Raw genomic sequence first — 19,367 nt, forward strand, 5'->3', positions numbered from 1 at the left:
GCATGAAGCGGCTCACCGACCCCTTTCACGTGCTGCCGGAGGCGCAGCGCCACGAGCTCATGCGCGACACGGTGATGGCGATCTTCGGCCCCGCGGTGGGTCAGGGCTTCTGGGATCAGATGGAGCCCCTGCTCACCGACACGCGGCGCCAGCCAGGCGACGCGGAGGAGCCGGAGAAGAACTTCTGGCGGGGCCGGTGGCGCATCTACGAGGCCGAGTGAGCGCGGAGCAGCGGCCGTGAGCAACGACCCGACGCCGCCCGCCGCGCGCGCCCCGGCGCGCAGACCGCGCCGCAAGACCGAGCTGCTCCTGCAAGGCGAGCCCGACGGGCGGCGGTGGATCGCCTGGATCTCGAAGCGCACCTACCGGATCCACAACGGGCGCTGCGAGCTCGACGCCCCCGCGCAGCAGGAGGTCCTGCACGACGACGAGATCCCGTACAGCGAGGATCGCAAGCCGCCGCGGGTCTCTCCGCCGATCGCCGTCGACGAGATGCTCCCTTTCCGGCGCGCGACCGACGTCGTCATCCAGGCCTTCGCCCACGCCTACAAGCCCGACACCCGCACGCTCACCGCGAGCGTCCGGTTCGGCAAGCACCACCGCGAGATCGTGGTCCACGGCGACCGCGTGGGTGAGATCGACCGCGCGGGCCGGCCGCGCTTCTCCGAGCCTGCGCCGATCGAGGTGGTCCCGATCCGCTACGACTACGCGTACGGCGGCGTCGATCTGACGGCGCTCGGCCGGAACGGCGACCTCCTCGGCCAGCTCGTCCAGGATGCCCGCCGAGGCATCGATCGGCTCGCCGACACGGTGTACCACTACCCGAGAAATCCTTGTGGTTACGGGTACTTGATGGAGATCGACGCCGAGAGCTTCGCGGGGCGACCGATCCCCAACCTCGAGTTCCCGTTCGACCCGCTGACGCCGCAGCGCCTCGCCGTGGGCAAGCCGTACCGGTGGATCCATGCGCCGCTGCCGGCAGGCTGGGACTACCAGTCCATGGCCTGGTTTCCCCGGCTCGCTTACCTCGGGCTCGCCCCGACCTGCCAGAGCGACGGCAAGCTCCCCGCCGAGGTCGAGCGCGGCTGGGCCGCCCGGGATGTCCTCTCGATTCCGCCGCTTTATCAGGACCCCGGCGGCCCGCTCCGGCCGGAGTACGCGCAGGTCGCGTCGCCCGGGATGAGCGTCTCCGACCTCGCGCCGGACGAGTATTTCGAGCTGCATCACGTGCACCCGAACCGGCAAGTCTACTCCTTCCACCTGCCCGGCGAGGTGCCCCGGGTGATGCTGGAGCTCGCGCCCGGCCGGGCGCTCACCGAGGCGGAGTCCCACCTCTGCTCGGTGGTCGTGCGGCCGGTCCCGGGCGAGGTCGTGGTGGTCTGGAGCGCCCGCGCCCCCGTGGCCCTGGATCTCACCGAGGAGCAGATGACGAACCTGCGGCGCGAGGTGCGCTGGACCTCGGCGGCTCGATCGACTCGATGAAGGAGCGCGAACAATGTCGTACGGCTGCCTGACCGTCACGCGGTGGAACGTGTTCCTCGGCCTCTCGTGGCACGAGGCCCTGTTCTGGTGGCCGATGCCGCCGCCCGGGGCCTACGTGCCCCAGAAGTACTGGCCTCATTTCCAGACGGGGCTTGTCAGCGGCACACACCTCTTCTCGTTCTGGTCGGAGCAGAACAAGCACGAGATACAGCTCGACGGCGTGCACTGGATGGGGCGGGGGAGCGACGCGAGCCTCGTCGTCCCGCACGTGGACGTGGTCCAGGGGTGGAATCCGCTCTTGCCCTGGACCATCCTCTTCGGGAGCTCCATCTCGGTCTGGGGGACGAGCGGGGTCACGATCGGATGCGATAACCCGATCTTCGGCGAGACGACCTGCGATCTCGCGTGCTCGCCGTTCAAGACCGTGCCGTTCTCGCTCCACCTCGCGTGCAACAGCCCGATCAGCCTGCCGCTCGATTTCACCATCGTCTGGGGCACCGCCAAGGCCGGCTTCACCTGGACCGATTTCATCGCGTGCCTCGTCGACATCGCGATCGAGATCGCGATGGACATCCTGATGAAGTTCGGCGGCCAGATCGCGGGCAAGCTGTGGAAGGGCGCGAAGGCCGCGGGGAAGGGGCTGGTGAAGGGCGCGAAGATGGCCGCCGCCAAGAGCGCGGATCTCGCACAGCCGTTCTTCAAGCGGGCCGGCAAGGCGCTCGCGCGGGAGAGCGCCGAGGGGACGCTCGCCAAGATCCTCAAGGAGTCCGCCGAGGAGGCGGCCGACGACGTCGCGTCGAAGGTGGGCAAGCAGGCCGCGGAGAGCTTCTCGGACTCGCTCAGCCGGCTGCGATCGCAGAGCGACGAGCTGCTCGAGGAGCTCGCGGAGGCCGCGGACGGCAGCGTGTGGAAGTCGTTCAAGCAGGGCGCCGCGGAGCTCGGCGAGAGCGCCGCCGATCGCATGAAGAAGCTCGGGAAGAGCCTTGGCGCCGCGGCCAAGTCGGTGAAGGACACGATCATCGCCGTGAAGACGTGGAAGAAGGTGACCGAGCAGAACCTCCTGCAGTCGCGGAAGGTGAGCAGCATCCTCAAGTACACGGCCCTGGCGAACGGGTTCAAATACTCGAAGAAGGTCGGCGGGAAACTCTACAGCTCCATCGACGCGCAGTACCACGACCCCGGGGATCTCGACGCTGGGTCGGACGGGTACAGCTTCGGGCCGTTCGCGCTCGGGAGCAGGAGCGGCGTCTACGACGACCTCGGGGACCCCGTGGGGGACACGGATGATGACGACGACGATGATGACAAGACCACCAAGGCCGTGGTTGGCGATCGGTTCGCCTGGAGGGGCGACGCGAGCGCGACGGCGCGCGTGAGCGAGCGCTTCTCGTGGTCCGATCAGAGCGAGGAGAGCGGCGCGAGGGCGGGGGTGGACGACCGCTTTGCCTGGACGGTGGGCGACGCCGCCGCGTCCGGCGCGTAGCTCCACCCACCAGGAGTCAGGCCAGGGATCCGGAGAGAGATTTTAACGCAAAGGCGCAAAGTCGCAACACCTACGCCAATGGCGTCGCGACCTACGGTTAGAGCGGCAAACCGCTAGAAAAGCGTCCAATCCTCCGCCGCACCAGTGCGGAGACCACGCCTTCGGCCGAGCGCGGCCCGTCCCATCACGCCTCCACCCCGTACTTGGCCAGCCACTGTTTCAGGCGCTGGTAGCTCCTGAAGCCGATGAGCGCCGCCGCGCGCGTCTTGTTCTGGTTCGCTTCCTTCATGGCCCGCTCCAGGTAGTGCCGGACGACGTGGGCGATGGTCTCCTCGAGGCTGAAGCCCTCGCCGAGCGGCTGGCCCAGCACCGCATCCCGCGGCGTGTCTTCGCGGACGAACAGCGCCTCGCGGACCTCGACGACATCGATCACCGGCCCGCGCGCCCAGACGAAGGCGCGCCAGAGGGTCCCCTCGAGCTCCCGGACGTTCCCCGGCCAGGGGTGACGGAGCAGGTGGTTCCTCGCGGCGGGAGAGAGCTTCTTCTGGGTGCCTCCGGGGCCCGCTTCGTTGTTGAGGCGCTCGAGGAACTGGTCGATCAGCAGGCCCACGTCGCCCTCGCGTTCGCGGAGGGGCGGCGTGTGCAGGACCAGGATCGCCAGCCGGTAGAAGAGATCCTCGTGGAATCGACCCTGGCCGACCTCACGCATCAGATCCCGGTTGGTCGCGGCGATGACGCGCACGTCGACGGGGACCTCCTGCCTGCCGCCGACGGGGCGGATCTTCTTCTCCTGGAGGGCGCGGAGCAGCTTTACCTGCGCATCGAGCGGCAGCTCGCCGACTTCGTCGAGGAAGAGCGTCCCGCCGGTCGCGCGCCCGAGGTGCCCCTGGTGGTCGGCGACGGCGCCCGGGAAGGCGTTCCGGGTGTGCCCGAAGAACTCGGAGTCCACGAGCTCCCTGGGCAGGGCGCCGCAGTTGACGGCCACGAACGGGCCCTCGGCGCGCGGGCTCGCCTGGTGGATGGCGCGGGCGAGGAGCTCCTTTCCAGTCCCGGACTCGCCCTGGATGAGGACGGGCGCCATGGTGCCGGCGGCCCGCTGCGCGCGGTCGAGCAGCCGCTTCATCACCTCGCTCCGGTGGACGATGTCCGAGAACGCCGGCTCGTCGGGCCGGAAGCCGTCCGAGAGGCGGGCGAGCTCTTCCTCGAAGGGGATCAGCTCCGCGGCGAGCTCGAAGGGCACGTCGGCGGTCTGGACGCCGGTCTGGGGCGATGACTCGATGAGCTCCGCCTCGAAGCGCGTCTTCGCGACGAGGATCCAGATGGCCGCCATCGCGGGCGTGCCCGGGCTCAGGTGGAAGGTCCGCTTGGCCCTCTTCCCGTACTGCTCGATCGACCAGGCCACAGCCTCCATGACGGCGCGGTAGATGTCCGCGTGGCGCGCCGGGGTGGAGAGCGCCTCCTGCCGGAGGACGATGCTCGCCTTCGTCTTGGTCCTGAGCCATCGCGTGAACGGCGCGACCTCCTCTCCTGGATGGTTGTTCAGCAGGACGAGGTGGTCGAACGCGCGCTCGGCGACGGCGTGCGCGATGGGGCCTTCGCCGACCGTGGCGTCGCCCGACGCCGCCTTGATATCGGTCTTCCCGATCCATGCGAGGAGAACACGGGCCATCGTGCTCGCCAGCGTAACAAACCTTCTGGCAGCGGAGCAACGCGCCTTCTGCTCGCTGCTGTGGTTCCGACGGGAGGCCCGGCCGCTCGAGCCCGCGGCGCCGCGGCGCTGCTCCGGCCCGGCCTGGAGCGCGACGGTCCCGCGCAGCGCGCCGGGACCGGCTAGCCCTGGCTCGATCGGGACGCGCGATCCGCCGGGTACGGACGTACGTTCAGGCCGGTCCAGCGCATGAGGTAACCGAGGACGGCGCCGAACACCAGGTGACCGATGAGGCTCAGAACGAACGTCTTCGGCGTGAGCCGGAAGAGCAGCTCCTCGCCATGGGGCGCGGCGAGCACCGTGATGATGAGGCAAGTCCAGACGAAGACGCCGTACTTCACGGCAGCCTGGACGACCTCACGCCCTCTGGCGAAGACGGGGTAGACCATGAAGAACGCGACACCCATGCCACCCCCGTTTCCAAGCCAGCGCCAGGCATAACCGAGCGGCGCGTGGCCCTCGTGTCGATGGAGCAGCTGCGCGCCGATGTTCGGGATGAAGTCGTTCCATTGTCCGGTGAGGATCGAGAGCGCCCTCGTGACGTCGTACATCCACACCGCGACGAGCGCCATCAGGTACCCGCGGGCGGCGAGCCGCCCGTAGCGCGGGAAGCGGACGCCAAGCGCGATCGCAGCGAACGCTGCGGGGAGCGCCACGCCAGGACCCGAGAGGTGCAGCGGGACGATCTCGAACATCGCCAGCGCCAGGCAGACGATGGGCATGAACCCGAGCACCCCGAAGCTCAGAGGGACCCAGATGTCCCGGCGAAGCTTGACCCGATCCAGGAGCGCCGCGAGGAGCAGCGACACGTCATCTTGCTCCGCGATCGGGACGCCCGCGCCCGCGTGCACCGCCACGCCGCGCGCGTTCGAGTCCGGGTCGGTCGTGATGAGCAGCATGATGCGACGAATCCAGGTGAGCCGGGTTTGCCGCTGGATGTGCGGGTTCTCGCGAAGTCCTGTCAAGGGCCGGTGAGGCTCGTTTCCCTTCTCTCCGTCGATGTGTGATATAAAGTCTTCCATGAGGCTACTCCAGTGTTGGCGATGGACGTCGCGGGCGCGCGAGCGCTCCGCGTCGCGGCGCCGAGAGCGCTGCGGCAAACCGACCCACCACGAGACGCGCAGCGGTTCGATGCCGCTTGTGCGATGCGTGGCGCCGCTGCTCGCCTCGAAGGCGCTGCGAGCGCACGTCGAGATCTTTGCCGCTCGACCCTGACGAACCCCGCGTCGGGAACCCCATCGCGATGGCTGGCTGCCTGCCTTTCTAGATTTCGTCTTATCCGCGTTCTGCGGCCACCGCACGACGCTCGGCCGCGAGCACCTCGAGCGAGGAGAACGTCGGGAGACGCATGCTGCGGCTCGCGACTCCGAGACTCCATCCGATGATCTCCACGAGCGCTCGCTCCCTGGCCGCGCCCCGGCAGACGGCGCGCCCGGTGAGGCGCGAGGCGCAGCAATTTCACCGCGTCCGCAGGCCTTGCGCCCGCGCCCCGGCGACGTGGCGGCGCAGCGGCTCCGGGGCGCGGGTGCACGCTGGTCGGCCTCTTGCATGCTCCGTCGAGCGGGCACGGGGGAGCGGAGCTCGCAATGGGGGCGGGCGTACTCATGCGTGCCGAGAGCGCAAGGAGCCTGTTCGATGAAGCCCAAGAAGAACTGCAGGGTCGAGGATTACATGAGCACCGCGGTCATCACGCTGAAGGAGGCCGACACGATCAGCGCCGCAAACCTCGAGATGAAGCTCGCGGAGATCCGGCATATTCCCGTGGTCGACGCGAAGGGGCACGTCGTCGGGATCGTCTCCGATCGCGATTTGCTCCGCCACGTGAGCCGCCTCGACGGCAAGCCCATCCCGATCGAGTCGATCATGACCCGGCGTGTCCGCACCGTGCGAGCGACGACCCCGGCCGCCGATGCAGCCCAGATCCTCCTCGATCACAAGATCGGCTGTCTGCCCGTGGTCGGCGACGAGGAGCAGCTCGTCGGGATCATCACCGAGACGGATTTCCTGAGCATCGCCCAGCAGGCGCTGCGAGGCATCGACGTGACCCACGGCGCGGGAGATCGCTAGGCCAGCGACGCTTCAGAAGGCCGGGGAGCAGCTCTTGCCGTCGGTGGTGATCGGCTTGTCCTCGGGCTCGGCCTGCGTGAGGTCGATGGCGTGGAGATCCGTCACGTCGTCGTGGCGCAGGCAGTAGACGAGGGACGTCGCGTCGGGAGCGATCGTCACGCTATCGATGTAGGTGCCGGGCTCGGCGAGCACGAGGGGGGACATCATGGCTGTGGCCATGTCGTAGACCAGGAGGGCGCTTGTGGCTACCGTGGTGTCGTCGGCCGGGATATCGATGGTTCCGGCGAAGACAAAGCCGCTTCCGTCGCCGAGCCAGCTCGCTGGCGTAAGGGAGGGCCGCACCTGGCCTGCGCCGTAGCCCTCATCCACGAGCTTCACGGGGCTGGTGCCACCCGCTCTCGGATAGAGAAAGATGCCCTGATCTTCCGAATTCACGCACACGCTGTGAATGAGGAGGACTTCGCCGGTGGCCGGGTTGACCGAAGGTTCTATCACCGTGCAGCTCAACACCGTGGGGAAGGGCTCCGGCAAGCCACCCCCCGCCGCCACGCGCCACGGGAACGAGCCTCCTTGGAGGCTCGTTCCCTCGTACCACCAGTTGCCAAAGTCGTAGATGATGCCGGTGCCGTCGGCCGTGAACATCGGTGCGTCCACCGAGATCTGGAAGTTCGTAAGGCCCTCGCCGTCGTTGGGAAACACCGGCGTGAGGCGGCGGAAATCGGTCCCGTCGGTGGCGAGGCTCCAGAGGCGGCGGGTCGCGAGGCGGGTGTCGTTGTCTTCCTTGGTGGGGCCGTAGAGCGAAGCGAGGACGATGCGGGTGCGGTCGGGCGAGAGGGTGTGGCCCCAGATCTCCCAACCTTCACTGCCGTCGCCGCGCAGATCGGTGACCACGCGCTCGGCGCCGGTCGCGAAGTCTCGCGCGATGAGGTGATCGTGATCGGCCGTCTCCGCGCGCACGTAGAGGAACGTGCCGGCGGGGAGGGCACCCGCGCCGGTGGACGAGCCACCGCTGCCGGAAGCGCCCGTGCCGCCCGATGTGCCGGCGCTGCCGGAGGAGCCGCTGGGACCAGCGCCCCCGGCGCCGGAGGTGCCCGCGCCGCCGGAGGTGCCCGCGCCGCCGGACGTGCCCGATGTGCCGGTGGGCGACGCGGTCTCGATCGTGCACGCCGACGTCGAGCCCGCGGCGATCGCAACAAGACTGAGAACTAGCCAGCTGTTCTTCGTTGGAATCATGCGACCAGCCTAACAAACTGTACTCACGCGCATTCGCCTTTCGATCCGGCTGGATCTCAGGCTCGACCAGGTGCGCTCGACGCTTCCCCGGCGTGCGCCCTCAGTCCTCGATGCGCAGCACGCGCCGAGCTGGATGCGGGAGTTCCGCACGTCCGGATCTGTGGAGGGGCCGGGGGGTAGTCGACCCCGGCCTACCCGACTAGGGGATTTCGGGGTCGGTGTGCCTTCGCCACTCGTCCCGCGCGCTTGAGTAGGCGGTCCGGGCGGCGAGCTCGCGCTCCACGCCGGTGATGGCGGGCATCTTGCGATGGCACAGCTCCCCGGGAAGGGTGATCTCCACCTGCGTTCGTGCTTCACGCAGCGTGCCGGGCCATCCGCCGGCGGCGGGGCGGCCCTCTCGATGGAGGTCTTGACGCCAACGCCTGGCCCACGCCTGGCCCAGCGCGTTTGCGCTCTGCTCGATGAATCGTTGCCGTACGGCCGCCTGCGCCGAGCCGTCCTGGTCGGCTCCTGGCTCGGACGGGGCGCGCTCGGCGCCCTGGCTCGGCGCTGCGCGCTTCACTCGGTGACCGCAGGCTGAGGCCCCGGGACGATCCCTGCGATGTCCGGATCCTCTCCCGGCGTCCCGCTGATGGCGGAGCCCTTTCCCGTGCGGCGCGCGAGACGGTTCGCGTCTTTCTCGCGCTGCTTCTCTTGCCTCTCGCGTTCCTTCTGCCGCTTCAATGCTCCCTGTCTCTGCATGCCGAACCGGCCTTTCGGCGCCTCCGGGCGCGTTCTTCAGCACCTCATGGGTGCGTCCTGAAAGCGCAGGCGTGGCGGCGCACGAGCGCCGCCACGCCGCGCCCGTGATCAGTACCGGTCGCGACCGCCGCCGCCGCCGCCGCCGCCGAAGCCGCGCGCCGGACGCTCCTGCGCTTCGTTGACCTTCAGCGCGCGGCCATCGAGCATGGCGCCGTTCAGCTGCGAGATGGCGCTGTTCGCCGCCTGGGCCGAGCCCATGGTCACGAACGCGAAGCCGCGCGGCTGCCCCGTCTCGCGGTCGGTCGGCATCGCGATCTCACGGACCTCGCCGGCCGCGGCGAACGCGGCCTCGAGGGTCTCGCGGGTGGTGTTGAACGAAAGATTTCCTACGTAGAGACGATTTCCCATGCCATCCTGCTCTTTTACGGCCTTCTGGTGCGCTCTGCGGCGCATTCGGCCTGCCATCCGACGAAGCCGTGACGGATCGAACGGAGACGTGCGGCGCGGAACTCCCGCGCGAGCACACGGTGCGTCGTCCAGTCGTCCGAGCGAGCTGCAATCTCCCCCACGAGAGAGGGAAGAGGGAAAGCGTCGTTATAGAGGGCCAGGGACGATCGTGAGGAGGGCATCCTAGCCCGGTGCATCGTCGTCCGCAAGCGCGCCGTTCCGTCTTCGAGTCGGGTCCTGAAGCGGGCCCGAACGCACATGCCAGGCTGCGCCGTGACACCGTCCACCTCTGGAGCCTCGAGACGAGCCTCGACCGCCGGCCTCACCGGTCGTGCGCGATCCGGTAACTCCCCGGGATCACCGCCGGCGGTGGCCCGTCGTACAGCGTCGCCGTGCGCCGCTCCTCCTTGCGGACGTGGTACTCGAACACGCAGCGCAGGGAGAAGAACACCCGGCCTTCCCCCGCGACGATCCCTATCTGATCGAGGTGCATGGGAAAGACGACCTCTCGCTCCTCGAGCTGCACATGGATGTGCATCCGCAGGTCGGGCATCGCGAACGCGAGCTCCCCGCCGCGCAGGCCGTGCGTGAGCCGGATCCCGTCGCCCGGCCTCGGCTCGCCGCCTGCCTCGATCATCATGCCCGGGTGCCCCATGTTGAAGAACGTGGGGAGGATGTCCCTGTGCCCCACCTTGAATTCAGGCGCCCTGTCGGGCGTGAGCCGGCTCGGGTCCGGCGCGGCGGCGCTCGTCGCCGCCTTCACGCGGAGCGCGCCCTCGCCAGGGTAATACCCCAGGCCGACGGGATCGGGGGAGTCGCCGAACGAGCGGAGCAGCCGGTTCGGGTCCTCGAGGTTGGGCAGCGGCTTCCCGAGCGCGCTCTTCGCGTCGAGGTAGAACCCTCGCCCCGCCGGGTTGGGCGTGAAGGGCATGTCGAGCCCGTAGTCGGTAGGGCAGGTCCCGCCGAAGGCGCGCCCGTAGTCGAGCTCCATCGAGACGAACGACTCCGGCTCGCTCGGGACCAGGGCGCCGCCGGCCCCGGGCACCCAGGAGCGGTCGCCGAAGACGGCGATCCGCCGCCGGAAGCTCCGCCCCACCTCGAGCTCGACGTCGAGGCGCGGCCTCGCAGCGCCGCCGGGCTGGCGCACCTTCCCGCCGAGCAGCACGTCGATCCCGCCCATGTAGAACGGCTTGTCCCCCGGCATCTTGCCGAGCGCCGTCGCGACGGGCTCGCCCGAGATCGGCCACGGCTCGTCGGGCGTGGCGACGAGCGCGCCGCCGGCGACCCGGAAGGTGGGCCGCGCGATCGCGCAGCCCAGCATGTGGTCGTCGCTGCGCGCCGACGCCGTCCTGAGGAGGCGCGCCAGGTGCCTTGTCTCGTTGCGAAGCTTCACGGATCGAGCCCTCTCCGCCGCGGCGCCGCGCTCAGCAGTTCAGGCGCACGGTGCCGCCGTCGAGCTTCTCCGTGGCGCTCCCGTTGGTCACGTAGATCCCGTCCGGGGTGATCTCGATCTTCGCGGACTTGCCCTCGGCGTCGGTCGAATTGCCGATCTCGAGGACGATCTTCTTCTGGGCGCGGATCCGGATCGTCGAGTCGGCGAACAGGGCGAGATCGGGTCCGCCGATCTGGACCTCCTGCTCGGACTCGACGCGCACCTCTCCGGCGCACGTCATCTCCAGCGCGCCGTCGGTGATCGCCCACTCGAGCGAGCCCGCGCTGAGCGTGCAGTGCCCGTCGACGACCTGCTGCATCGTGCCGCCGACCGCGAGGGTGAGGTTGCCCGCCACGCGCCTCGACTCGTCGTCCAGGGACGAGATCGCGTGCGCCCCGGTGACGATGACCGTCCGATCACCGCTCACCTTGACCGACTCGTCCCCGCCGACGCACGCGCTGCGGTCCCCGGCGACGATGTCGCGGCGGTCCCCGACGACGCTCGCCGTGTGATCGCCCGCGACCGAGAGCCAGCTGTCGGCGCCGACCGAGGTGGTCCGATCCGCGGCCACCGTCCTGGTCTCGGCCGCACCCACGGTCACGGTGCGCGCGCCCGCGATCGTCACCGTCTCCGCGCCGCCGACGGTCTTCGTGCGGTCGCCCGTCACCGCGAGCGCGTCGTCGCCGCCGACGTTGCGGCGCGCGTCGTTCAGGGCCTCGACCTTGAGGTCGCGCTGGGCGCGGAGGTAGACCTCTTCCCGGCCTGACTGGTCCTCGAAGCGGAGCTCGTTGTACCCGCCGCCTCCCGGCGTGGTCTGGGTCCGCAAGGCCGACTTGGTCTTCTCGGCAGGGAGCGCGTACGGATAGGGGCTCACGACCGTGTACACCCGCCCGGTCACGATCGGCCGGTCCGGATCGCCGTCGAGGAACTCGACGAGCACAGCGCTCCCGACGCGCGGGATGTGCATCGCCCCGTAGCCGGCCCCCGACGCCATCTGCGCGACGTGGACCCAGCACGCGTTCTCCGAGGCGCTGCCGTTGCGATCCCAGTGCAGCCTGACCCTCACGCGCCCGTCGCTGTCCGTCTCGATCTCGGCCCCCTGCGTCCCGACCACGGTCGCGGCCTGCGGGCCGGCGATGCGCGGCTTTGGCGTCCTGCACGGGGGCCGGAAGGCGACGCCGGCCGGGACGCACTCGAACGTGCAGCGGTACCCCTCCTTGCTGTCGAACCGGGCCGCGTGCTGGAGCCGGGTGACGAGGTACTCCGCGTTGAAGCTCTCCCTCGGGTGATCCTCGAGCCGGAACCGCGCGCCGGGCGCGAGCCGCACGGAGAAGGCCTCGCCCTGCCCCACGGCGGCGGTCGCCTGGAGCGCGTCGAGGCGCACCTCCGCCGCGGGGCTGGCCGGGTACGCGAACACCGCGAGGTCCGTGTGCCGCCCCTTCTCGGCCGCCGTGTCCACGACCGAGGCGGGGTTCTCGAACGGCACGTCGCGCGTCGTGACCTTCCCCGGCCGGACCCGCTGCGCGAAGCGGAACGTATCGATGCCTTCTCCGGCGTGGATCGCCCCCGTCACCGGCCGATACCGGAGCTCCTTCGGGGAGATGGGCGAGTGGACCTGCGCCGTGTCGGAGATCATCAGGGTCGCGCCAGCGTCGGTGTGCTCGAAGTAATAGAAGATGCCTTCTTCCTCCATGAGGCGGCCGAGGAACGCCCAGTCCGATTCGCGGTACTGGACGCAGACGTCGCGCGCCTCGTAGCCGCGCTGGAGCACGATCTGGTAACGCCGGACGCCGCCGAGCTTCAGCACGCGCTCGATGACCTCGGCCGTGGTGACGCCCTGGAAGATGCGGCAATCGTACCGCTGGTCGAGGAGCCAGACCTCGGGCACCAGCGTGGCGCGGTAGGCGGCGTGGTGCTCCGAGGTGTGGACCTGCTCGAACCGGCTGACGATCCCGTGCAGGTGGCGGGCGCTGGCGCCGTGATCGAGCGTCAGCACGGCCGACTCGGCGACGAGCGCGTCGAGGTCGAGGTCGGTGTCGGCGCACTCGACGGTGATATCGAAGGCGTAGAGCTCCGACATCGCCTCCGCGCCTGAGAGCTCCTTCACCTCGAGCGAGGTCTTGAGTCCATCGATCGTGAGTCGTGCGCGGACGAGGGGCGGGGCCACGGCCATGAGAACCTCGGAAGAAGTTCGGCCATCAGAGCCGATGTCGCGCCGATGTGCAAACACGTTGCGCGGCCGGCCGCGCCGGGCGAGCTGTGCGGTGCAGGTGCGAGCCCGGGGTTCCGCGCGGTCGCGCCGGCGCTACCGAGGGGGCGGGGTCTTCGAGGCGCAGCAAGTGAACTTGGCGTAGCTCGACTCGTGGGCGGCGCAGCGGCCATCGTACCCGTAGTCGAACGCCGAGAGATCCGCGCCGTCGCTCGCGCACGTGGCGTAGGCCCGTTCCTTGAGGGCGGCCATGTCGATGCACGAGGTGCCGTCGCCCAGAGAACCACCCCAGCAGGCCTCCGGCGGAGGAGGAGGAGGCTCGGCGCCGCAGCACTCGAAGACGGCCTTGCTGGTCTCGTAGCCGGTGCAGCGCGGGTTGTCCTCCTCGTACGTGAAGGAGGTGAACCTGGCGCCCGCGCTCACGCACGTCGCATAGGCCCGATCCTTCATGACCGAGCGGTCGACGCAGGAGAGGCCATCGCCGAGCTCGCCCTTCCAGCATGCGCCGGACGGAGGAGGCGGCGGAGGAGGAGGCTCGCTACCGCAGCACTCGAAGTAACCCCAGGTGGTCTCGTGGGCTGCGCAGCTCGGGTTGTTCCGCTCGTAATCGAAGAAGGTGAGGTCTGCGGCCGAGCGTGAGCACGCCGCATAGGCCTGATCCTTGAGCGCGGAGGGATCGACGCAGGATCTGCGATCGCCCAGCTCGCCCTTCCAGCACGCGCGCGGCGGGGGGGGCGGCGGCGTGGAGCCGCAGCACTCGAAGGTGGCCTTGGTGGCCTCGTTCGGGCCGCAGCGCCCGGGGTCCGGCAGGGCGTCGAGCCAGGTGAGCTGGGCGCCCGCGCTCACGCACATCGCGTAAGCCCGATCCTTGATGGCGCCCAGGTCGATGCAGGAGGACCCGTCGCCCAGCTCGCCCTTCCAGCACGAGTTCGGCGGCGGCGGCGGAGGTGGCGGCTCGCCGCCGCAGCACTCGAAGACCACCTCGCTGCTCTCGTGCTCGGCGCAGCTCGGGTTGAGGGTGTCGCTCACGAAGCTCGCGAGCTCCGCGCCCATCCTCGCGCACCTCGCCTGGGCGTGATCCCGGAGCATGGCCGTGTCGTGGCACGTGAACCCGTCGCCCATGTCCCCGAGCCAGCACGCCGAGGGCGGGGGAGGCAACGTTCCCCCGCCGCCCTCCGACCCCGGGTCCTCGCCGCCGCCCGTCCCAGGATTGGCGTCCCCGCCTTCCCCGCCCGTCGAGCCCGCTGGTGGATCGGGATCCGGCGCCAGGGTGATGGTGCACCCCGAGCCGACGAGGAGACTGGATATCGAGACGCTGAGCAATAGACCTATCGCAAGGGAAGTCCGCATCGTGATCCTCCGTGAAAGCCGGCGTTGCGCCGGACAGCTCCGAGCGCGCGCCGCTCGAGCTCGGGTCAGCGCGCCCTCTCCGTCGTGTCGCTCTCCATCTATCAACCGCGACGAGGCCGGCGGTTTCCTCGGGCGGGCGATTTCGCGATCAGAAGGGGCAGCAGGTGTAGCTCAGGCTCGTGGCCGTGGCGTCGGTGCAGGCGACGTGTTTGTCCCCGAACACGCGACGGAAGAGATAGTGGCCATTGCCCCTGCAGAGCGCCGTGGCTTCGGCATCCAGCTTCTCGTACGGCTGGCATGCCTCACCGAAGTCGATCTCGCTCGTCCAGCACGACGGCGAAGGCAGCGGATCCCCCAGGGGACAGCACTCGTAGTAGACCCTGGTCGTCTCGTGATCACCGCAGGCCCCGTCGGGCTGCTCCTGATCGAGGGAGCGGAGCTCCGTGTCCCTTTCCCTGCACATCATGTAGACCTCGTCCTTGACATACGTCGTGTCGAAGCACGTGACGCCGTCGCCGAGCACCCCTTTCCAGCACGTGGTCAGCGCCATCCTCCCGCACGTGTACTCGGCGTCGAGGTAGCTCCCGTGATCGCAGGGATCGAGCAGCGTCAAATCCGCGACGATGAGGCCCTGCGCCTCGCACCGTGCCCTGGCCTCACGCCGCAACGCGTCCGCGGTCTGGCAGAGCGCCTCGTCCCGCGGGGCCGCCGGATCTTCGGTCGTGGGTGCTTGGGCGTCCGTGGCACGGGTGCCTTCTCCGCTCTCGCCCTCGTGCGCGGCCGCTTCCGCGGGGACGCCTCCGGAGCCTCGGCGCAGCGCGGCGTGAGGGCCGCGCTGCGCGAGAGGAGATAGCCCTTCCGGGCCATCAACCCATCTCCGTCCCAGCGTGTGCGGGGGGGTCAGCGGCTCGACGCGCCCGCGCGCCGGCGGAGGCGAGGCGCGGTCGACAGGGAGCCGGCTGTCGTCCAGGAGCCCTGGGGTGTCGTTCGCGTCCCGCGGCGGCACGGCGCTGCGCGGCACGGGCGGCGCCGGAGCGAGCCGGCGGGGAGGTTCCTGGAGGAGCGGGGCGCGGATCCGGGGAGGCGGCGCTGTCGGGCCGTGGGCCGGCGTGCGCTCCAGGAGCCCGCCGTCCGCGGGAGGCGGATCGCCGGCGAGCTCGATCGCTTGTTCGACGGGGCGCTCTGTGAAGATCGAGCCGGGTGTGAGGCCCTGGAGCGCGGTGCCCAGGGCGACGACGCTCGCGCTGGCGCCCAGCGCCAGCACGAGCGAGCGCCCCCCGCTCCCGCCCATGAAAGGCCGCCGCCCGCGCCGGTCGAGCTCCGCGACGAGGCGCGCCTCGAGCCGAGGCGACGGCTTCACCGCGGCGAGCTGCTCGTCCACCTCGCGCAGCAACGCGAGCAGATCACGGTTTCGCGTCATGGCCCACCTCCCATCCGGCGTCGCGGAGCTGCGCAACCGCCTTTTGAATCAGCTTGCAGACGTATCCCTTGGAGTGGCCGAGTATCTTCCCGATCTCCTCCTGCTCCTTGCCGTCGAGATAGAACATCGAGAAAGCGACCTGTTCTTTGGGAGGCAGCGTGCCCAGCGTCTCGAGCGCGCGGCGCAGATCGTCGCGCGCGATCGTCACTTCATCGAGGGGGCTGCGCTCGCCCTCGCCTTGCCCGAGCAGCCAGCGGATGGGCGGGAGCGCGAGGAATCGGTCCCGGCGCAGGCGGTTCAGGCAGCGATTCGAGGTCGTCCTGTACAGCCACCCCTCGAGGTTGTCTCGCTCGGTCAGGGTCTCGAGCGCCTTCATCAGGTCGAGGAAGACGTCCTGCGTCACGTCCTCTGCCCAGGCCACGTTGCCGCGGCCGTAGCGGAGCGCGAGGCGGTACACCAGGCGATGGTGGTTGCGGTAGAGCGCGCCGAGTTCGTGCGCCTCTTCGCCGGAGCGCTGCGTCACGGCGGGTGGGAGCTTCCGCTCCGGAGGCACGGCGATGTCGTCCGGCGGAGCGCTCCGGCCTCCGTCCGCCGGAGGGGGGAGCAGCTCCTCCGCCCGGGTCTGGCCCTCGAAATGAGGCCGCGCGGCGAGGTTCACCGGCGCCTCCGAGCGAGGGTCCCGTCCGCCGTGAAGCCCCACGAGCCGACCAAGGGTTGCGCCATCTGACACCCTACACAATCGAGGTCGGCGCTGGTTTCCTGTCGGCGGTCTCAGGCGCCGATTTCCCCTCCACGGGGTGCTCCTGGTACCCTCCTGCAACGTCCGCGGTAGAATCGGCGAACGCCACGAGAATCGCTGCGGGTCGGCGTCGTCGGGCCCGTGAGGCTCCGCGAGCGCGCCTTGCTCACCCGGTGCGCAGCGTCTTCATCGCTCCGGCCCACGCGAGCAGCTGATCGAGCAAGGTGCCGACGGACTTCTCGTGGCGGGGGCGGGGCTTGAACACGCTGAAATTTTCGAAGTCGTCGAACAGAGAGAGCATGACCTGCGAGCGCACGTCCGCGATCTGGAGCTCGGCCATGACGAGCCGGAGGTGCTCGACGGCGCGTGAGCCTCCCGCGCTGCCGTAGCTCACGAAGCCAGCCGCCTTGTTGTTCCACTCCTTGTACAGGTAATCGATCGCGTTCTTGAGCGCGCCCGAGGTGCCGTGGTTGTACTCCGGCGTGACGAACACGAAGGCGTCGAACGAATCGATCTTCGCCGCCCACGCCTTGGTGTGAGGCTTGGTGTACTGTCCCATCGACGGGGGCGCCGGCTCGTCGAGCAACGGCAGGTCGAAATCCTTGATATCGACGAGCTCGTAGTCGGCGCCGCCCTTCTTCGTCGCCACGTCGTGCACCCACTTCGCGACGGCCTCGCCGTTGCGGCCGGGCCGCGTGCTCCCCAGGATGATCGCCACCTTCAACATGTCTGCTCTCCAGGGCAATAGCCCCGCTCCGCTCGAGCCGACAGGCGGCGTGATGCGCATTCCCACGACGCCGCGGCGGAGAGGAGGGGGCTCACGAGGTTGCTACCAGCTCGGCTACTACCAGCCAGGCAGGCTTCCCGCCAGCCAGGTGTCGCGGGAGCGCGCGATCCCTGAACCCGTGCGAACCCGTGCCGCCGCTTGCGCGGCCGCAGGCGCCAGGGGGTGCGCCCTGGTACGGGCATGCGGGCCGCGCCATGGGACTTGCCGCGTTATCGTCCAGGCTCGTCCCGGGCGTGGGGGGCGGACATCACGGGGCGGGATCGCCGGCGCCGAGCCCCGAGATCGCCTGGCGCACGATACCGCCCCGGACCCAGACCCAGACCTCGCGGGAGTCCACGTGAGCGATGTTCTGGATAGCGAAGAGCTCGGGCGGCGTCGTGAACGACCAGTGATGGGCGTCGGACAGGCGGTAGACGTGGATCACGTCCTCGCCGATCGCATAGACGGCATAGAAGCCCTCCCCGGCGGCCGAGATCGGGTATCCGATGATCGGGCCCGGCCGGCGCTCCTCCGGAGCGAGAGCCGCCTTCGTCGCCGCGAAGGGGCTGGTCCAGAGGCTGGACGCCCCGTAGAGCCCGTCGTCGGAGTAGGGCTCCGCCTCCAGCCACACGAGCGTCTGGCCGTCGCTCTTGACGTCGGCGATGACCCGAGGCGACTCCGCCCGGAGCAGCGGTTCGACGGTGTGGGTCTGGCGGCTCCAGATCCACCCCTCGGACGTGGCGTCTTCGAGGGTCGCCAGGCCGAGCACATGATCGCCGACTGGAACCATCTGGCGGAACGATGGCGCGTCGTTGCCTGACTGGCGACCGAACCTCTTGGCCTGGCCGCTGATCCTGTCGTAGATGTTGACCGTGCCGGACCCGGGCCCCGATAGCGCGAGGGTGTCGTCGGTCGTGTAGAGGCCGTGGCTCGGCGCGTCGACCGGGATGGGTTGGCTCGCGGTGGCGAGCGCGTCGTAGCCGGAGACGAGGTAGGCCGAGCCGGGCGCCTCGACGCTCACCCTCTGCGCGCCGAGCCAGACCCGCTCATGACCGACGCTGGGCACCGTCGGTATGCAGTACTCCTGTCTCGGGTTGGTCTCGGGCACGGTCGGCTCGAGGTCCTTGTAGCGCCATGCGGCCAGCGGTGTCCCGTCGGCGTCGTAGACGCCGGTCCGTCGCTCACCCCGGTACTCGAAATACAGCCCGACGCGGTAGCCGTCGCCCCATCGAACGACGGTCGGCGAGGCGGTCCACGGATACTTGCCGGCGTCCCAGTCGACGACGAGCGACGTGCAGCCCGGAGCGCTGCCCGGGCACTGCTCCCAGCGCAACGACGGCAGCGCCTTGCTGGGCTCGTCGGCGACGTCGACCTGGCACCTTTCGAGCCAACCTGTGGCTCTCCAGGTGCTGTCGCCTGGATCTTGAGGCGCATCGGGGGGAGCGTCCGGGCCAGCGTCACCCGGGACGCCGGCGCCGGCCGCCGCCTCGCTTGCAGTCCCGGACCCGTGCGTGCTGGCCTGGGTCGCGTCAACGGTCGCCGGATGTCCGCCGGTGCCGCCGGTGCCGTCGACGCTCGGAGGCTCGGGCGCGCCGCGAGAGCAGCTCGCCGAGAGGGCCGAGAGGGAGAAGAAGAATGGCACGGCGCGCGCCGCGCGTCGGGCAAGGAGGTCGTGTTGCATGGCTCAGAATACCGTGGAAGCGCCGGTCAATCCGCTTCCTGAACTGTCGTCAGCAGCGTTAGCAACCGCGTTAGCAACGGCCGTGCCCGCCGTGGTTCTGCTCGGCGGCTCTGGTGCCTTGGCGGACGCGCTCGGGGCGCCGCACGCCGCAGATGCTGGGGATATCGACCGAAGAAGGCGCTTTCCATCCCGCGCGCAGGGCCAGCGCTCTGCCGGCGCCTCGGGGGTGACCGCGGCGCTCCACGCGCCACGACCGTGACATGTCACGCCGCGACCGTGACGTGTCACGCCGCGACCGTGACATGTCACGGGCGTGCGACGCTACCGCGCAGAAAAGATCAAGGCGATTCATGGCAGCTGATCTCAAGCCACCCCCCTCCGATTTATCGCGTCCGGTTCATGGCATGATACAGCGCGCGCCGTCGCGATCGCGGCGCCGCGCGGCCTGTCTCCTGCGTGGACACGCCCCGGCGTCGGAGATTTGCTTGCGCCGTTTATAATTTGTATTTACTTGCGGCCTTGGTCCGTTCGTGAACAATCTGCCCGACGGCGCGGTCGAGATGATCGTCAATCCGGGCGATCGCCGCGGTCGCGTCGAGACTCTTCCTT

The 19,367-nt window shown here is 69.7% G+C and carries 17 protein-coding genes; 4 read left to right on the forward strand and 13 right to left on the reverse strand.

The genetic code is table 11. The features are described 5' to 3' along the window. The first annotated feature begins 2 nt into the window (after positions 1-2). Genes WMF11_RS10475 through WMF11_RS10485 form a run of 3 tightly spaced genes read left to right on the forward strand, consistent with a single transcriptional unit; the run spans position 3 to position 2,965 of the window. Positions 3-221 carry a hypothetical protein gene (locus WMF11_RS10475; RefSeq protein WP_272101560.1) on the forward strand — a complete coding sequence of 73 codons (219 nt, stop codon included), beginning with the start codon at positions 3-5 and terminating at the stop codon, positions 219-221. A gap of 16 nt (positions 222-237) precedes the next feature. Beyond that, complete coding sequence (locus tag WMF11_RS10480) at positions 238-1,482, forward strand: DUF2169 domain-containing protein (protein WP_437977356.1); 1,245 nt, start codon at positions 238-240, stop codon at positions 1,480-1,482. Positions 1,483-1,495: 13 nt separating this feature from the next. Continuing rightward, positions 1,496-2,965, forward strand: a complete 1,470-nt coding sequence (locus WMF11_RS10485; RefSeq protein ID WP_437977357.1) for a hypothetical protein — start codon at positions 1,496-1,498, stop codon at positions 2,963-2,965. A gap of 184 nt (positions 2,966-3,149) precedes the next feature. Here the strand turns inward: WMF11_RS10485 and WMF11_RS10490 are convergent, their stop codons facing one another. Then, positions 3,150-4,634: a sigma-54 interaction domain-containing protein gene (locus WMF11_RS10490; RefSeq protein WP_437977358.1), complete on the reverse strand. Its 1,485-nt coding sequence runs from the start codon at positions 4,632-4,634 to the stop codon at positions 3,150-3,152. A gap of 161 nt (positions 4,635-4,795) precedes the next feature. Continuing rightward, positions 4,796-5,638, reverse strand: a complete 843-nt coding sequence (locus WMF11_RS10495) for a hypothetical protein (RefSeq protein WP_437977359.1) — start codon at positions 5,636-5,638, stop codon at positions 4,796-4,798. A 670-nt stretch (positions 5,639-6,308) separates the two neighbouring features. On the opposite strand from WMF11_RS10495, the gene WMF11_RS10500 reads away from it, so the two are divergent. Further along, entirely contained in the window at positions 6,309-6,740 is a 432-nt protein-coding gene (locus WMF11_RS10500; RefSeq protein WP_437551527.1) for a CBS domain-containing protein, read from the forward strand. Positions 6,741-6,752: 12 nt separating this feature from the next. On the opposite strand, the gene WMF11_RS10505 is transcribed toward WMF11_RS10500, so the two are convergent. The 11 genes from WMF11_RS10505 to WMF11_RS10555 form a co-directional block, all read right to left on the reverse strand. Beyond that, positions 6,753-7,973 carry a hypothetical protein gene (locus WMF11_RS10505; protein WP_437977360.1) on the reverse strand — a complete coding sequence of 407 codons (1,221 nt, stop codon included), beginning with the start codon at positions 7,971-7,973 and terminating at the stop codon, positions 6,753-6,755. A 199-nt stretch (positions 7,974-8,172) separates the two neighbouring features. Further along, positions 8,173-8,313: a hypothetical protein gene (locus tag WMF11_RS10510; protein ID WP_437716756.1), complete on the reverse strand. Its 141-nt coding sequence runs from the start codon at positions 8,311-8,313 to the stop codon at positions 8,173-8,175. Between the two features lie 218 nt (positions 8,314-8,531). Next, a complete protein-coding gene (locus WMF11_RS10515; RefSeq protein WP_437551531.1) occupies positions 8,532-8,714 on the reverse strand; it encodes a hypothetical protein in 183 nt (60 codons plus the stop codon). A gap of 108 nt (positions 8,715-8,822) precedes the next feature. After that, the gene (locus WMF11_RS10520) at positions 8,823-9,122 is read right to left on the reverse strand and encodes an RNA recognition motif domain-containing protein (RefSeq protein ID WP_437908288.1); all 300 of its coding nucleotides are present in this window, start codon (positions 9,120-9,122) and stop codon (positions 8,823-8,825) included. A gap of 361 nt (positions 9,123-9,483) precedes the next feature. Further along, positions 9,484-10,554, reverse strand: coding sequence for a DUF2169 domain-containing protein (locus tag WMF11_RS10525; protein WP_437908289.1), 1,071 nt, complete (start codon positions 10,552-10,554; stop codon positions 9,484-9,486). A gap of 31 nt (positions 10,555-10,585) precedes the next feature. Further along, the gene (locus WMF11_RS10530; protein WP_437977361.1) at positions 10,586-12,766 is read right to left on the reverse strand and encodes a type VI secretion system Vgr family protein; all 2,181 of its coding nucleotides are present in this window, start codon (positions 12,764-12,766) and stop codon (positions 10,586-10,588) included. A gap of 132 nt (positions 12,767-12,898) precedes the next feature. Continuing rightward, positions 12,899-14,152 carry a hypothetical protein gene (locus WMF11_RS10535; RefSeq protein WP_437908291.1) on the reverse strand — a complete coding sequence of 418 codons (1,254 nt, stop codon included), beginning with the start codon at positions 14,150-14,152 and terminating at the stop codon, positions 12,899-12,901. 148 nt (positions 14,153-14,300) lie between these two features. Then, positions 14,301-15,572 (reverse strand): hypothetical protein, encoded by a 1,272-nt coding sequence (locus WMF11_RS10540; RefSeq protein ID WP_437977362.1) that lies wholly within the window; start codon positions 15,570-15,572, stop codon positions 14,301-14,303. Continuing rightward, positions 15,556-16,230 carry an RNA polymerase sigma factor gene (locus WMF11_RS10545; RefSeq protein ID WP_437977363.1) on the reverse strand — a complete coding sequence of 225 codons (675 nt, stop codon included), beginning with the start codon at positions 16,228-16,230 and terminating at the stop codon, positions 15,556-15,558. The genes WMF11_RS10540 and WMF11_RS10545 overlap by 17 nt, the downstream gene beginning before the upstream one ends. Before the next feature lie 247 nt (positions 16,231-16,477). Then, the gene (locus WMF11_RS10550; RefSeq protein WP_012234515.1) at positions 16,478-17,038 is read right to left on the reverse strand and encodes an NADPH-dependent FMN reductase; all 561 of its coding nucleotides are present in this window, start codon (positions 17,036-17,038) and stop codon (positions 16,478-16,480) included. Between the two features lie 307 nt (positions 17,039-17,345). Next, a complete protein-coding gene (locus tag WMF11_RS10555) occupies positions 17,346-18,758 on the reverse strand; it encodes a hypothetical protein (protein ID WP_437977364.1) in 1,413 nt (470 codons plus the stop codon). Between the last annotated feature and the right edge of the window lie 609 nt (positions 18,759-19,367).

Origin of the sequence: Sorangium sp. So ce295 (assembly GCF_051527405.1) — a bacterium.
In the GTDB taxonomy this organism is placed as follows: Bacteria; Myxococcota_A; Polyangia; order Polyangiales; family Polyangiaceae; genus Sorangium; species Sorangium cellulosum_B.

What these genes read in the sequence shown, in the direction of transcription:
- WMF11_RS10505 (WP_437977360.1), bottom strand. Translation starts at nt 7,973, where the DNA reads ATGATTCCAACGAAGAACAGCTGGCTAGTTCTCAGTCTTGTTGCGATC.
- WMF11_RS10515 (WP_437551531.1), bottom strand. Translation starts at nt 8,714, where the DNA reads ATGCAGAGACAGGGAGCATTGAAGCGGCAGAAGGAACGCGAGAGGCAA.
- WMF11_RS10535 (WP_437908291.1), bottom strand. Translation starts at nt 14,152, where the DNA reads ATGCGGACTTCCCTTGCGATAGGTCTATTGCTCAGCGTCTCGATATCC.
- WMF11_RS10490 (WP_437977358.1), bottom strand. Translation starts at nt 4,634, where the DNA reads ATGGCCCGTGTTCTCCTCGCATGGATCGGGAAGACCGATATCAAGGCG.
- WMF11_RS10540 (WP_437977362.1), bottom strand. Translation starts at nt 15,572, where the DNA reads ATGACGCGAAACCGTGATCTGCTCGCGTTGCTGCGCGAGGTGGACGAG.
- WMF11_RS10500 (WP_437551527.1), top strand. Translation starts at nt 6,309, where the DNA reads ATGAAGCCCAAGAAGAACTGCAGGGTCGAGGATTACATGAGCACCGCG.
- WMF11_RS10555 (WP_437977364.1), bottom strand. Translation starts at nt 18,758, where the DNA reads ATGCAACACGACCTCCTTGCCCGACGCGCGGCGCGCGCCGTGCCATTC.
- WMF11_RS10550 (WP_012234515.1), bottom strand. Translation starts at nt 17,038, where the DNA reads ATGTTGAAGGTGGCGATCATCCTGGGGAGCACGCGGCCCGGCCGCAAC.
- WMF11_RS10530 (WP_437977361.1), bottom strand. Translation starts at nt 12,766, where the DNA reads ATGGCCGTGGCCCCGCCCCTCGTCCGCGCACGACTCACGATCGATGGA.
- WMF11_RS10520 (WP_437908288.1), bottom strand. Translation starts at nt 9,122, where the DNA reads ATGGGAAATCGTCTCTACGTAGGAAATCTTTCGTTCAACACCACCCGC.
- WMF11_RS10475 (WP_272101560.1), top strand. Translation starts at nt 3, where the DNA reads ATGAAGCGGCTCACCGACCCCTTTCACGTGCTGCCGGAGGCGCAGCGC.
- WMF11_RS10485 (WP_437977357.1), top strand. Translation starts at nt 1,496, where the DNA reads ATGTCGTACGGCTGCCTGACCGTCACGCGGTGGAACGTGTTCCTCGGC.